General features: G+C 49.5%; 9 protein-coding genes and 2 pseudogenes. 4 read left to right on the top strand and 7 right to left on the bottom strand.

Annotated features, from left to right (window positions below; translation table 11 throughout):
* The first annotated feature begins 21 nt into the window (after positions 1-21).
* A complete protein-coding gene (locus HWE01_RS21430; RefSeq protein WP_241822826.1) occupies positions 22-1,674 on the top strand; it encodes a cyclic peptide export ABC transporter in 1,653 nt (550 codons plus the stop codon).
* Positions 1,675-2,010: 336 nt separating this feature from the next.
* Here the strand turns inward: HWE01_RS21430 and HWE01_RS21425 are convergent, their stop codons facing one another.
* A complete protein-coding gene (locus HWE01_RS21425) occupies positions 2,011-2,415 on the bottom strand; it encodes a winged helix-turn-helix transcriptional regulator (protein ID WP_502798463.1) in 405 nt (134 codons plus the stop codon).
* Between the two features lie 243 nt (positions 2,416-2,658).
* Between HWE01_RS21425 and HWE01_RS21420 the strand changes: the two genes are divergently transcribed.
* Complete coding sequence (locus tag HWE01_RS21420; RefSeq protein WP_241822825.1) at positions 2,659-2,802, top strand: 3'-5' exonuclease family protein; 144 nt, start codon at positions 2,659-2,661, stop codon at positions 2,800-2,802.
* Between the two features lie 79 nt (positions 2,803-2,881).
* On the opposite strand, the gene HWE01_RS21415 is transcribed toward HWE01_RS21420, so the two are convergent.
* From HWE01_RS21415 to HWE01_RS21400, 4 genes and pseudogenes are all read right to left on the bottom strand, one after another.
* Complete coding sequence (locus tag HWE01_RS21415; protein ID WP_241822824.1) at positions 2,882-6,583, bottom strand: EAL domain-containing protein; 3,702 nt, start codon at positions 6,581-6,583, stop codon at positions 2,882-2,884.
* Positions 6,573-8,810, bottom strand: coding sequence for a sensor domain-containing diguanylate cyclase (locus tag HWE01_RS21410; protein ID WP_241822823.1), 2,238 nt, complete (start codon positions 8,808-8,810; stop codon positions 6,573-6,575). Before HWE01_RS21410 ends, HWE01_RS21415 begins: the two co-directional genes overlap by 11 nt.
* Positions 8,811-8,964: 154 nt before the next feature.
* Positions 8,965-9,966, bottom strand: a pseudogene (locus tag HWE01_RS21405) (IS3 family transposase); the annotation flags it as partial.
* Between the two features lie 22 nt (positions 9,967-9,988).
* Positions 9,989-10,387: a response regulator gene (locus HWE01_RS21400; RefSeq protein ID WP_241822822.1), complete on the bottom strand. Its 399-nt coding sequence runs from the start codon at positions 10,385-10,387 to the stop codon at positions 9,989-9,991.
* Between the two features lie 459 nt (positions 10,388-10,846).
* Here HWE01_RS21400 and HWE01_RS21395 point away from each other — a divergent pair, with 459 nt between their 5' ends.
* Positions 10,847-11,596, top strand: a complete 750-nt coding sequence (locus HWE01_RS21395; protein ID WP_241822821.1) for a GntR family transcriptional regulator — start codon at positions 10,847-10,849, stop codon at positions 11,594-11,596.
* A 348-nt stretch (positions 11,597-11,944) separates the two neighbouring features.
* Positions 11,945-13,014, top strand: a protein-coding gene (locus HWE01_RS21390; RefSeq protein ID WP_241822820.1) for an IS3 family transposase whose coding sequence is annotated in 2 segments (ribosomal slippage) — positions 11,945-12,209 and positions 12,209-13,014 — 1,071 coding nt in all. Because the reading frame shifts where the segments join, the coding sequence is not laid out codon by codon here.
* Between the two features lie 62 nt (positions 13,015-13,076).
* On the opposite strand, the gene HWE01_RS21385 is transcribed toward HWE01_RS21390, so the two are convergent.
* Positions 13,077-13,838 carry a GAF domain-containing protein gene (locus tag HWE01_RS21385; protein WP_241822819.1) on the bottom strand — a complete coding sequence of 254 codons (762 nt, stop codon included), beginning with the start codon at positions 13,836-13,838 and terminating at the stop codon, positions 13,077-13,079.
* Positions 13,835-14,278: pseudogene (locus tag HWE01_RS21380) on the bottom strand (integrase core domain-containing protein); the annotation flags it as partial. The pseudogene HWE01_RS21380 and the gene HWE01_RS21385, both read right to left, overlap by 4 nt.
* Positions 14,279-14,416: the final 138 nt, after the last annotated feature.

Below are 14,416 nucleotides of genomic sequence, written 5' to 3'. Positions count from 1 at the left end.
TCATCCCAACCTCGTTACCGCATGCTCAACTTTCTGATACGCCAATCCTGGCGCCTGCTTCTGTTAGCGTCTTCCGCCAGTGTGCTGCGTGGCATCTGCAGCGTGCTGACCGTGGTCCAGATCAACGCTGCCATCGCCGGCCAGGCGGCCAGCCGTCCCCAGGCCGCCTGGCAATTTGCCGCGACGGTATTGTTGCTGATGGTATTTCACCTGCTTTCCAACATGTCCTTCGAGCGGCTGAACCAGCGTGCCCAGGCCGATTTGCGCCGCTACATTTCTGCGCGGGTCATTGGCGCCGATTACCGACATATCGAAAAAATCGGCGCCCCGCGCATCCAGTCCGCCCTGACTGAGCACAGTGCCAAGGTTGCCGAATTCTTTGTCGGCATGCCGGCCATCCTGACCAACTCGGTGGTGGTGATCGGCTGCCTGATCTACATGGTGCTGTTGTCCTGGCAGGTGTTTCTTGGCGCGTTGGCGGTATTGGCGCTGGGGTCGGTGGGCTACCATCTGGCGCATCTGAAGGCCATCCGTTACCTGGAGCAGGCTGCACGCGAGCAAGATGTGATGTTCGGTCATTTCCAGAGCATGACCCATGGCGCCAAGGAGCTGCGCCTGCATCGCGACAAGCGCGAGCGTTTCGAGCGCGACCTGTTGCAGGTCGCCATCGAGAATGTGCGGCGCCTTCGCACGCGTGGGATGTGTACCTTCAGTGCCTCTGCGGGCTGGGGCAATTTCCTGATCTTCGCCTTCATCGGGGTGGTCCTGTTTGCCCTGGTCAGCGACGCCCCCGGGCAGCGTGCCGTGGTGAGCGGTTTTGCGCTGGTGTTCGTCTACATTGTCACACCGCTGGAGGTGCTGTTGATGAACATCCCGCGCGCCAATCTGGCCCGTGTGGCGGCGGCCCGTATTGATGCAGTCACGCAGGAAATGCCCAGCAGTGAGGTGCTTGCGCCGACCGGCCAGCGCAGCCAGCTGGAAAGCCTGGTCCTGCGCGGCGTCACGCACCGCTACTATCATGAGCGCAGCGACGGGATCTTCATGTTGGGGCCGATCGAGCTTGCCTTCCGTCCCGGGGAACTGTGCTTTCTGGTGGGGGGCAACGGCAGTGGCAAGACCACGCTGGCCAAGCTGCTGGTGGGATTGTATGTGCCGCAGGATGGGGAGATTGTCTGGAATGGCGTGGCAGTCGGCGATACCAACCGCGATGCTTACCGGCAGTTGTTCTCGACGGTATTCTCGGACTTCCACCTTTTTGATCAGTTGCTGGAGGGAGGGCGGCCGGACCTGGATGCCGAGGCCAACCGTCTCCTGGAACGCTTGCAGTTGCAGCATGTGGTGCAGGTCAAGGCGGGGGCGTTCACCACGCGCGCTCTGTCACAGGGCCAGCGCAAGCGCCTGGCACTGGTAGTGGCGGCACTGGAGGACCGGCCCTTCATGGTCTTTGACGAATGGGCCGCGGATCAGGATCCGTTGTTCAAGGACGTTTTTTATCGTGAAATTCTGCCGGAACTCAAGGCACGCGGAAAGGCGGTGCTGGTGATCTCGCATGACGACCGCTACTTCGACCAGGCCGATGTGCTCCTGTCGTTGGAGAATGGGCAATTGAGCCGGAAGTCGTCGGTAGGCCGGAGCACTCCGGCTGAAGTGCGGCAGGGGGAGTTTGCGCTTTGAGCTTGCGTGATGAGGGGTGATGAGGGGTACGGCCAACGTCTGCATGGGTGTGCCGGGGTTGTTATCGTTAATTCGCATAATTTGTATTATGTAAAATAATTCACGAATAATTCACGAACCGAAAAAACGGTTTTACGCTCGTTCGTTGAAGTAAAAGTACCCTATTATCTGAAGCGAATTTGCCAATCCCCGTCGCATATGAAGTAAAAGTGCCGCAATCCTGCGGCATGTTGCTCACTTACTTTGCCACCTGCTTCTCGCCGCTTTGCCCAGGTCTCCAGCGCGAACAAGTTAATACTGTGTGCAGCATGGATGGCGAGTCGAGCATGACGGGGCTTAATACGATAAGGACACTTGACCTGCCAGGGGATGGCAATCCGCTGTTGATTTGCTCGCGGATTTGACCCTTTCTATTTGACCCACCTTCCATTGCCTGCTGAAGGCTGCTACGCGGTCATACGACCCTTCATATCCCAGCTCTCTTAAGTCCAGGAACATCTGTTTCAGGGTCCTTCTTTGCTTGCGAGATTTGACCGCCTCCGCGCTTAACCAAGCGGAAAGTCTGGGGGCGAAGGGATCAAGCGAGCTTGGCGAATGCCTTGCTGGATAAGAGGGCTCGCTTACATCGGCACGAATGTAGCGACGAACTGTGTTGCGGGAAATGTCGAGCCTGCGGGCGATTTCCCGAATTGAGATGCGGTCTCTGATGTACCAGCGTCGAATAATTCCAAGTAGGGCCACGTCTATCACTCCGTTCTCCCGCTCGCTGTCATGAGCAGGATTGTGGTCTAAACATGGGTCAACTTAGGATGCAAATTTCCTGGAAAAGTGGGTCAGTTTTCAATGCAAATCAACAGGGTAGCTCAAAATTGAGCCGGCTCAAGTTACCACCGCTGCGACTCCCTTTTAGTTACTAAAGGGCAACGAATTTCGCATGCGAAATTGTCTCTCACGCCGGACCGTACCCAATATCAAGGGGAACAAGTGGCAAGAATTCTCGTAATCGACCTGGAAGCGACATGTTCAGATGACGGCAGCATTGCCCCGGATGAAATGGAAATCATCGAAGTCGGAGCCTGCTGGACCACCGAAAGCGGTCAGGTGTTGGAGCGATTTCAGCACCTGTGACCGCGAGATTGTCTCGATAAGAATGGCCGCCCGTTTTAAAAATCGAATTTCCCTCAAACGCCGATCCCCACTAACATCATCAAATTTGTAAGATGCTTGGTCTGCTTTTTATGTAATCGCTAATCCAGTCTGAAACCTCGTCGAAAGGTATCGGCCGACTAAAAAAGTAACCCTGCGCATAGTCACAATCGGCATTTTTTAGTATCTGAGTGATGTCAGAAGATTCAATACCTTCCGCAATTACCTTAAGACCCAAGTTATGCGCTAGCGATATTATTGCTAAAACAATTATTTTAGAAGCTTGGCTCTCTACTAGGCCAATAACAAACGATCTATCAACCTTAAGATCGTCAACTGGTAGCTGCTGCAAATAAGACAGCGATGAATATCCCGTACCAAAATCGTCCACAGCGATTCTGATCCCTAAATTATGGATTTCACGAAGTACCCCAAGCGTCCTAGTTGGATCAGTCATCACTGCGCTCTCTGTAACTTCCAGTTTTAAATTACGAGAAGGAAAATTATGAAATGAAAGAATCTCTTGAAGTCGTAAGATAAATTTTTGATCTAAAAGATTTCTCATTGAAACATTGACGGAGACAAAGGCATCAGGATACGCATGAAGAATGCTCTTGAAGCTTGAAACGGCAGAGGAAATCACCCAATCCGTAAGAGGATGAATTAGGTCGCTGATTTCTATCATCGGCATAAACTCGTCTGGACCAACAACTCCTAACTTCGGATGTTGCCAGCGAATAAGAGCTTCAAATCCCACAAATGACTTCTCATGAAGCGGAACAATTGGTTGAAAGTGAAGCATCAGTTCCTTTTCATGCAAAGCCCGACGTAGTTCACTTAAAAGAAATCGTCTTGAGCTACCTCTATTGATCTGGTCAGTAAAAACAACTCCGTTTCGCTCGCGTTTGGCTTGATACATAGCTGAATCCGCACTCCGCAGGAGCGTTTCCACATCTCCGCCGGCCCCGGGGTAACATGCCATACCAATACTGCATCCCAATTCCAGATCAATCCCGGAAATACTAAATGGCTTTTTTAACGCATCTACGACGATCTGAGTCATCGAATGAATTGAAACGGCCGAAGTATCTCTAAAGACGATAGCAAACTCATCACCGCCTAAGCGACCAATATCGACATCCGGAAAAACCGAGCTGTTACCAAATGAGGCCGAAAGTCGCTGACCGAACTCGCGTAGCACTTTATCCCCTGTAGCGTGCCCCAAAGAATCATTGATTTCTTTAAATCCGTCTAGATCCATAACAGCGACAACGGGACGCCGCGCATCCGAGTCAGATCCACTAATACTCACACTTAGCGCAGCTACAAAGCTACCTCGATTCAGCAATCCCGTTAAATCATCGAAGGTAGCGCGCTTAATTAACTCGTTCTGCCTCATACGACGATCACTTACATCGATGAATGTAATAATTCCGCCCCCAGGGATACCACCTTGAAGTATTGGATAAACCCAATATTCGACACCAATGGCGGTCCCGTCAGAACGCCAAAAGTCCTCATCATCGACATGAGCATAGACTCCATTTTTCAAACTATCCTGAATTTTGCAAGTATCTTTACTATGTGCATTACCCAGTGCCCGCGAAGAATGAATCAGGTCATGAATGACTAGTCCATCAATTTCTTTCGCGGAATACCCCAGCAATTTTTCAAAAGCTTTATTTGCAAATGTACAACGTCCTGCGCTGTCCACGCCATAAATAGCTTCAACGGTTGAATCCATTAGCAGAGAAAACAGTTTTTTCTGCTCTTGAATTGTATTATTCAGAGAGCTTCGATAAGTAACGTCGGAAATCAAATTCAACGTGGCATTCCGATTCTGAAACAGCAAAGGAAAATAAGCTAACTCAACTTGTAGAGTTTCTCCCTTCTTGTTCCTATGCAACGCTACTCCGACAGAATTAGATCTGCCGCCACATTGATCGTACGAAGGGGTGTTTATATTTGATGGGGTACCTAAGACTCGCAACTCCCGTACAGTCATATTTAAGAACATATCGCGACTATATCCATAGTGTCGAATGGCACTATCATTAACTGCAAGAAATCTTCCAGTGCAATCTTCTAACACCCACATCGGATAAGGATTAGTCTCGAACAACGCGCGATATTCGAATTCAGATTGGGCGAGGGCATCAGCAGTAATACTTCGTTCAATTGCTACTGCAGCGATTTCAGCGGCAATCCGACTAACCGATATTTCATCATCGATAGTACGCTTCGTGTCTGAGAAATACAGCGCCAAAGATCCGAGCGCTCTACTTCCCTTAGAAAAAATTGGATAAGATCGGCAGGCAGCAAGCTTATGCGTTCGCGCCAACTCAACAAAATCTACCCAGTCTGGATCGTTAGCGATATCGTCAGACACGACCATTCGCCCCTCTGTGATCGCAGTTCCACATGATCCAGCGCCGCTGTAAACCTCCAGTCCCATCAGCTTCTTTGTAAAGGACTCAGGAAGAGAGCAAGAAACAACACTAGAGACGCGTCCCTCAGCACACAAAATAATCGACGCTACAGCGCCGGGTAGTTGCTCTTCAGCAAACTTGCAGATATCCCAAAGAAGGTCTTCTATAGGAGCATTCTGAGCGACTTTTCTTAGTAGCTCTACCTGATAAGTCTGCCGATTAATTGACTGTTTCCAATCTTGCTCCCGGGCGTCAATTTCCCTTGCCATTTCATCGAACTGAACGGCGATAAGCTTAAACTCGCTTCCTGAAACTTCATTTGCAATCGGAGTTTTAAAGTCTCGATCACGAAGTCTTACGGCGGCAGCGACAATACGCCGAATATTTTTCCCAATCAGTAAGTTAGTACCTGTCCATCCTGCAGTTACTGCTAGAACAACAAAAGCTAACGCGAAAAAAATCCCGATCCATAATTCGTGGCGCAAATCAGAAAACACACCAATTCCTGAAGATGCGTAGTAAACAATAATTGCATCTGGGTCGTTTTTAGGTCCAGCAGCCATTAATCCAAGGGAATTGTGCTCGTCACCTACTTTGTTTAAAAAAATTCCCGCAGACGGAAATTCGCTAGCGCTCCGTAAACCATCAATATTTAATTTCTCTCCTACTTTACCGATAGATGTATCAGACGCAACCAACAATGCACCATTACGATCGAGGATTGCGATATGGGAGTCACGATCCATCGGAACCGCATCATCTCTCGCTAGCGACGTTAAACGTAGCGATGCAAATAGGACGCCATATAGCTTACCGTCTTTATCCTGGAGAGCCTTGGCAATTGCAATTGATGGTAGCTTGGTGAGCCGTCCTGTTTGGTATTCACCAACAACTAAACCAGACCTACTTAATGCAAGCTTAAAATAATTTCGGTCTGCTAAATTACTATTAGAAGCGCCCTCAGGTTTTACGCCACTACAGAGAAGATTGCCTTGCAAATCTATGACTCCGATGTTTGAGTAGCGGTTGTAGCGCTCCGAAATAAGCCTTTGTAAGTATGCATCGCACAACTGCCAATTGCGCTCTCGGACTAACGGAGTCAAGGAGATCGCTGCCAAAGCTTCCCCTGCTCCTAAGATCTCTGATCTAGCATATTGAGCGGCGAGACTCATATATTGAAGAGCCTCTATCTTTGCGCGCTCACGAACAACATCTACCTGTCGATAGACATAGTAAGCGGCACCAAAAAGAAGCGGCAAGGCGGCTAAAAAAACTACCACCATAATGCGTACGTGCAGGTTCTTAAATCGTATCTTTAAAATTTTAGTCGGCATATACTGTTTGATTCTTACCTAACTGCTTAGCTCTGTACATTGCAGCGTCAGCAGCTTGTAAGATGTCACTAGAGCTTACATTTCCTGTAGATATTGCGATTCCAATACTGGCAGAAATCTCGGAAAGTCCACTTGGCAGTCGGACTTCGCATTTCAATTTGCTACGCAGACGAGCAACGATACGATCGACTTCCTGACGATTTTTCGCGATATTTTCGATAACGGCGACAAACTCATCTCCGGCCAGACGAGCAATAAAATCGCTTGAACGAAATGCCTCTTTCGCGCAGCGCGCGAACTCACGCAAAAGCTCATCCCCGAACTCGTGACCGTAGTTATCATTTACTTTCTTGAAATCATCCAAATCAATAAAGACGATTGCAAATTCGAGTGAATTCTGATCTGTTATGGCTAGAACTTGCTTTAGTTTTTCATTAAAGGAGCGACGATTGGGAAGCCCGGTTAAAAAATCATGAGATGCTATATGACTAAGGCGCTGCTCTCTCTGCTTTCTATCCGTAGAATCAGTAGCCAGCATGTAAAAACCTATTACCGTATTCTTATCGACTAGCTCGTCCTCGAAGGAGTAATCAGGCACTAAATCAACGACAAACCATCGCGGGCCTCTTGAAAGATCTAACTCAATTTCGATACTCTGGTAGGCTCCGGCGAGTACATTTCTTACCGATGATTCTGCCATCCTATAAAAACCTGGTCCAAATACTTCTTTTAAATGGCGAGATATAAAATAGTCGGCGCTCTTTCCAAAAAGAACTTCATGCTGCCGATTATGAAATTGATAAATTTCTTTTTCGTCTAAGTAAGCTATTAGCGCCGGCAGATTATCTGTGATGGTTTTAATACGCCTTGCGGCTGTACGAATTCTCTTTTCGTCCTCTTTTCTCTTAGTGATGTCTTGAAGAAATACGTTAACAAGGTACTCACCATCGAGTTGGGTCACACCCAACGTCATCTCTACCGGAAAAATTTGACCAGATCGACGTTGGGCTTGAACTTCAATACGCTTGCCTTGGAAGCGCCATTGTTTCGTCGAAAAAGATGCAGAAAAAGCTTCAAAATGAACATGCCTCAAGGATGGAGGAATAATAAAGCTAGCCAGTTCCCTGCCTAAGACCTCTTCCTCCTTCCATCCGAATATTCTTTCTGCAGATCTATTCCACATTCGAATTAGACCAAACGAATTTACTTCGATAAAGGCGTCTGTCGCGTTCTCTAACGTGGCTCGGAAACGCTCCTTTTCAGAAATGGTAAGGAGTTCAGCGTTTCTACGTTGAGACGCTTCAAATTCAAGGGAAGAAATTGCGTCCTCTAATTGAATAGTGCGCTCTGCCACACGCCTTTCTAAATCTCTTTGCAAAGTTTCTAATTCAATTTCATTGCGCTTTCTGTCATCTATATCGGTAACCGCCATTACAACGCTTCCGTCACCTTCACCGCTCGAATCAAAGCGCGTAAGAGATATTTGCACCCATACAGATATCCCATCTAACCTAATCATTCGCGTTTCGATAGGCGAGGAAGGTATTTCACCAAATAATCTGTCGAAGAATAATTCCTTCGCAAACTCATCCCGTGAGTCGATAAAAGGTGCAACATACTCGCCTATCAAGCTCTCCGGCGGAGAAGCCAACATTTCTGAAAGCCTCGAGTTCATCTCCAACCATATACCATCGGAAGAAATTACCGCTAGCCCAACGGATGCCTTTTCAACAATAAGAGAGTACATCTCCTCAGTCCGCTGGTGCGCCTTACGAACTCGTTGCAATCTTATTTGGGATTCAATGTTATGTAGGAAATGCTCCGCAAGAATTGCAAGATCTTCGAGAGCCTTCTTATCATCGTCTTTGAAATCACGCGGATTTCTATCCATTACACAAAGCGTTCCAAGAGGAATCCCATCGATGGATCTAAGTGGCTGACCGGCATAGAACTTTATATAGGGGGCACCTGTGACGAGGGGATTCTGAAAGAATCGTTCGTCAGAATCTGCGTTTTGAACAATAAGCATCTCGTCAGCTTCGACGGCATGAGTACAGAACGAAATATCTCTCGGCGTTTCCGCTACGTCTAAACCTATTCGCGACTTAAACCATTGGCGATCGCAATCAATTAATGACACTAACGCAATAGGGGCCTCGAATACTCGCAAGGCAATTCGTATGATTCGATCCAATTCCGGAGAGGGCGGAGAGTCCAAAAGTTGCATCTCTCTCAGTAGCCCTAACCTTTTAGCCTCCATGTCCTTAGGCTCAAGGGGTTTTTTTTCACTTCTCACAGTCTCCTCCCCCATTCACTAACTGACTTTCTATAGATCACTGTTTACAAGGGGCCATTGACCTGCGTCGGTAATTTGTAGCCAGTCAGGCAGTGAGTCGGTTGTCGATCATATTCGATTCCAGCCAGGCTCGACGGACTGTAGCTGGAGGTTGGTAGTTATGTGCGCTATGCGGTCTGCGCTCGTTGTAGAACTGACGCCATCTTTTAATCAGCACTTTCGCTTCTGCCCGGCTGCGGAACCACTCCCGGTTAAGCAGTTCGTCACGCAGCTTGCCATTGAAGCTTTCCACGAATCCGTTCTGCCACGGACTGCCTGGCGCAATGAAGGCGGGACCAACGGAGGCATCCCGCAGCCAGCGCATGACCTTGGCCGCTGTGAACTCGGCGCCGTTGTCCGACCTTACGTAGGCCGGCTTTCCATGTAACCGCATCAATCGCGAGAGCGTCAGGATGACATCCTGGGAGCGCAAACTGGCAGCAACTTCGATAGCCAGGCATTCCCGGGTGTATTCATCGATCACGCACAGCATCTTCAATGAGCGTCCATCCACCATCTGGTCATGAACAAAGTCGTAGCTCCAGACCGAATTTGGCTTGGTTGCTCCAGGTACCGAATGTGGTTGCCGCATCGACACCTGCGAGGCCGCTTTCGTGGAATACCCAGTTTTAGCGCGCGCCAGAGCCGTCGCACTCGGGACTCGCCCAAGGCCAGCCAGGCAGACATACGCCGATAGCCGAATCGAGGGACCTCCTGCGATGCCGCGATGAGCTGCTGCTTCAGGCTCCGATCCTTTTCAGGTTGTAGTAACTGATAACCCGCTACCCGCCGGCTCAGTTCCAGATAACGACATGCCTTGCGTTGCGACAGCCCCCGACGAGTAAGGACTTCCAGCGCTTCGCGCCGACCCGCGGAGGTCATCATTTTTTCGGCTTAACTCCTTCAATCCATCAATCACGAGCAGCTGCTCCGCCACCATGCGTTTGAGTTTGTCATTCTCGGATTCAAGCTCTCTGAGCCGCCGGGCATCCGAGACATCCATACCGCCAAACTTGTTTCTCCAGCGGTAAAAGGTCTGCTCAGTAATGTAGAACTCACTTATCTGGTGGCTACAAAATTCGTCTCAGGTCAGGATCCCTAGTCATATAACCCTGCACTACGGTGATGAGATCACAAAAAGAACAAGGCTTAATCAGGACGCCAGAAAAGTACCGGTACATTTCTCCGGTACTAGGCGTAGCAGTGACGGCGACGACAGGAATTGCTTTCCACTCATCCCTTTCTTTTAACCTTTTCACGAGTTCTACGCCATCCATTAACGGCATACGCAAATCAGTCACGATCATTCCCACTTGGTTATGGTGTAAGACCTCTAAGGCGTGCACACCATTCGTTGCCTCGATGACCTCGTAACCAACCGAGCGAATCCATGTTACGAAAATTTCTCTCACGGCTTCGTCATCTTCAACGATCAGTACTAACCCCATATGAAGATTACGCTCAGTCATTTCGTATTTTCTTTACAAGACAGTATTTGCCACGACTTCAGTAACCAAGCATAAGTATTTCAATCTACAGATTGACCAAACGACAAGCGTTAAGGGCTCTGCTTACCCATTCTTGGCAAGTGACTCCATATCTAGCCCGCCACCCGCTCTTTCGATCGACTTATGCCTAGCGATTCAATCTTTTGTAGATACTCCAAGGTCCCCTCGATACTGTACTGTCGCAGATTTTTGTACACAATAAGTATCACAACATGATGAAATATTTTTTTCAGCTATCAGGCGGCGTAATTTTTTTTCATCTAAAAGACCCGAATAAATATCAAATATAACACAATAAAAATATTTAAAGAGAATTAACGAAAAAATTAAATAAACAATAATATAAGTTGCATATTTATTAAAATTAATAAATTTAATTATATGTACACAATATCACGAAAGGCTATACCTAGCTTGAGAATGAAGTACCCTTCGGTGATTAATGTCATTTGCGACCTTTATTTCATGAATAACAATGCTCATCGTCGATTGAGACGACAGCCATTGACTACAAAAGCAATTTTCGATATTCGCGAATTGCTATTGACAGGCCAACTCCCTCCTGGGCGGAAAATCTCGGAGCCATGGCTCGCCAGTAAGCTACAAATTTCACGCACGCCGATTAGAGCGGCGTTGGCGGTAATATATGAGGAAGGGCTAATAGATTCCGCTCCCAGCGGCGGATATTTAACGCGACAATTCAGCTCATCGGACATCTCCGACACTGTGGATTTACGAGGAACTATTCAAGGATGGGCCGCTCGACTTGCCGCAGAAAGGGGGATTTCCTCGACGGGGCGTCTTCAACTCGAGAGCGCAGTGAGAGACATTGACAACTTGCTTTTGGAAGAAATCTCTGACGATACGTTAAAGCGCTTTGCTCAGTTAAACGAACAGCTCCACAAACTACTCGTCAACGTGACAGAGAGTGAAGTCGTCAAGCGCGAGGCTGGTCGTGTGCAGATGCTACCGTTTTCTGAGACATCAGCGTTCTTTAACCGGAACCTATCTTTGGATTGGCGACATCGATTAGCACAAATGTGTCAGATCCAACATCATGCTATTTTAGAGGCAGTTTTTTCTCGGGAAGGAACCCGCGCAGAAGCCTTACTTAGGGAGCATGCGCGGTTAACAGTTACCGCCATCCAGGAGATTTTTTTGCAAAAATAAAAGTGAAATCTTGCGACGCTCCCCCCCCACCTTGTTCGGTCGCACAATAGTGAACACCTTGCCGTCAGTAGCCACAGGACCAGACCAGCGCTGGGCCACCGATTTGTGCCGGATCTGGACGGGGCGTGATGGTTGGGCCGTGCTGGCCCTGGTGATTGATTGCCACACGCGGGAATTACTGGGCTGGCATCTGAAGCATAAAACCTCGCCTGTTTAAAATTCCTGTAAGCTCATCTAAGAGCGCTATTTGTGTAATAGCTAATTCGCGCTCCACAATCGCGGTGACCTGACCTGAAAAAACTGGTCCGACTTGAAATTTCATATGCTATTGAAAAGAAGAGTCAGACCATGCCAAAGAAGCGATTCACATCCGAAGACATCATCCACAAACTGCGCGAAGCAGAAGTCATGTCTGCGCAAGGCAAGACGGTGGCCGAAATCAGCCGCCAACTCGGCGTGACTGAACAAACCTACTTCCGTTGGCGCAAGGAATATGGCGGCCTGAAGATTGACCAGGCCAAGCGACTGAAGGAACTGGAGCAAGAGAACGCCCCCTTGCGTCGAGCGCTTTCGGATGCTGTCATCGATAACCAGATACTGCGCGAGGTCAGCCGGGGAAACTTCTGAGCCCAGCACGTCGCCGCCAGGCTGTGGCCCATGTCAGAATGAGCTTGGGCCACGCTGAACGGCGTATCTGCCGGGCGCTCCATCTATCCCGTTCTTCGGTTCGTTATGCTGCCCACCCACGTTCCGATGAGGCGCCACTGACTGGAGCCATCATCGAACTGGCCAGCCAGTATGGCCGTTACGGCTATCGGCGCATCCACGCCATGCTAGAAGCTCAAGGCTGGGAGCTGAGTCGCTCTCGGGTGGAGCGCATCTGGAAACTAGAAGGCTTGAAGGTGCCAGTGAAACAGCCAAAGAGAGGAAGGCTGTGGCTGGCTAACGGCAGTTGCATCAGAATGCGGCCGGAATATGCAAATCACGTCTGGAGCTGGGACTTCGTCATGGAGAGAACGCATGATGGACGTGTTCTGAAAATCCTGGTGCTCATCGATGAGTTCACCCGCCGCTCTCTCGCGCTGCACGTGGCCAGGAAAATTCGCAGTAATGACGTCATCGATATCCTGGCTGAGGCCATGGTGACCTACCGTGTTCCGGCCTATCTACGCTCTGACAATGGTCCGGAAATGGTCGCCAAGAACCTTCGGCGCTGGCTTGCATCGGTCGGTTCAAAGACGCTGTATATCGAGCCAGGAAGCCCCTGGGAGAACGGATACTGCGAGTCCTTCAACGGTAAATTCCGCGATGAACTGCTCAACGGAGAAATCTTTTACACCCTTCGAGAAGCTCAGGTCATCATCGAGCGATGGCGTCATCAGTACAATACCGTTCGGCCGCATAGCTCACTGAATTAGCGGCCACTGGCACCGCAGGCTAAACTGCCGGCAACAACCCCAGCACCACTGCGGCTTGCCGCTTAGACTAACTTTAAGTCTGGACCAGTTGTTTCAGGCCGGTCAGCGGCTAAGTCTCTCAACGCCAGAGTATCTTCATTGCTAAAATTTCGCGGCATTCGATCAATAATGTAAAGAGTACCTAACTTTTGACGATTAATGGCCTTGATCGGGTATCCGGCGTAGAAACGAATATTTGGAGAGCCGACAACTAGTGGGTTATCAGAAAACCTAGCGTCCAACTTTGCGTCTGGTATAACAAGTATATCGTCTCCATGAATAGCGTGAGCGTAGAACGATATGTCACGAGGGGTCTCAACGAAGTCAATCCCAATCCCGGATTTAAACCATTGACGATGATTATCAACAATACTAATGAGTGCTATAGGAACATTGAATATTCGCTTTGTCAGCCCCGTCAAACGTATCAGAAGGGAACAAGCGCCGAGAGGTGTGGAGCTCTTTGAAAACAAAAAATAGATTAACGCGATGCTAGCCACTTCACTATCGGCTCCATTTCGGGATGAGATGCCCAGGTTAGGTTGATGCCGTGTGGGGCAGGTGGTTGTGAAAATCACGCGCTGGTGGTGCAGAGGTACGAATGATCGGACTCGAAGGTCGCCAGGCCTGACCCACGATATCGAGCAAGCTCGGCAGGCGGGAGCTGGCCCGGCACAGGCATGCGCAATCGTCGGTCTTAGCGCGCGCACGTTCCAGCGCTGGCGGGCAGGCGATGGCTTGGTGGCGGGAGCGGTGAATGTCAAGGTAGTTGTCGCCTGAATCATGTAGCAATTTTCTGAGTATGCATCTCCTTGGCAGCGCTAGACACGACGTGATCGCGCTCGGGGTTGAGGGTAACGGCAGTGCATGGCGTCCAGTAGCCGGTATTGCGCGCCCAGCGTGCGGGATGGCGTGCCTGTGCAGCCTGATAAACGGCGTGGCGGGCCTCCAGGATGGCTTTGTTCTGGCCGGCATGGCGCTGTGCCGGGCTCACATAGCGGATGCCGCTGTGCCGGTGCTCGGCGTTGTACCAGTGGACAAAATCTGCCACCCAGGCACGTGCCGCGACCAAGTCGGCAAATCCGTTCGGCGGGAATTCAGGGCGGTACTTTGCCGTCCGAAACAGGGCTTCGGCAAAGGCGTTGTCATCGCTCACGCGTGGACGCGAGTACGACGGCCTTATGCCCAGCCAGTGCAGCATGACCAGCAACGAGGTCGCTTTGAGGATGGCGATGATCTGGCTGTCGGTAAAGCGGGACGTCTTCATGTAGAGCTTTCTGTTTAAGTAGAACTCATTTCATAAATAGGGTCTGTTAACTTTTTGTCGTGCGTGTTAACTTCTTCGTATGGCACGAAGAGAAGA

The organism is Herbaspirillum sp. C7C8 (assembly GCF_022627875.1).
Taxonomy (GTDB): Bacteria; Pseudomonadota; Gammaproteobacteria; order Burkholderiales; family Burkholderiaceae_D; genus Herbaspirillum.
This window is presented reverse-complemented; position numbering and strand designations above follow the sequence as displayed.

Bases quoted from the DNA above. Each gene is read 5' to 3' on its own strand.
- HWE01_RS21430 (WP_241822826.1), top strand. From the start codon at position 22: ATGCTCAACTTTCTGATACGCCAATCCTGGCGCCTGCTTCTGTTAGCG.
- HWE01_RS21415 (WP_241822824.1), bottom strand. From the start codon at position 6,583: ATGCCGACTAAAATTTTAAAGATACGATTTAAGAACCTGCACGTACGC.
- HWE01_RS21410 (WP_241822823.1), bottom strand. From the start codon at position 8,810: ATGCAACTTTTGGACTCTCCGCCCTCTCCGGAATTGGATCGAATCATA.
- HWE01_RS21400 (WP_241822822.1), bottom strand. From the start codon at position 10,387: ATGACTGAGCGTAATCTTCATATGGGGTTAGTACTGATCGTTGAAGAT.
- HWE01_RS21395 (WP_241822821.1), top strand. From the start codon at position 10,847: ATGAAGTACCCTTCGGTGATTAATGTCATTTGCGACCTTTATTTCATG.
- HWE01_RS21385 (WP_241822819.1), bottom strand. From the start codon at position 13,838: ATGATTCAGGCGACAACTACCTTGACATTCACCGCTCCCGCCACCAAG.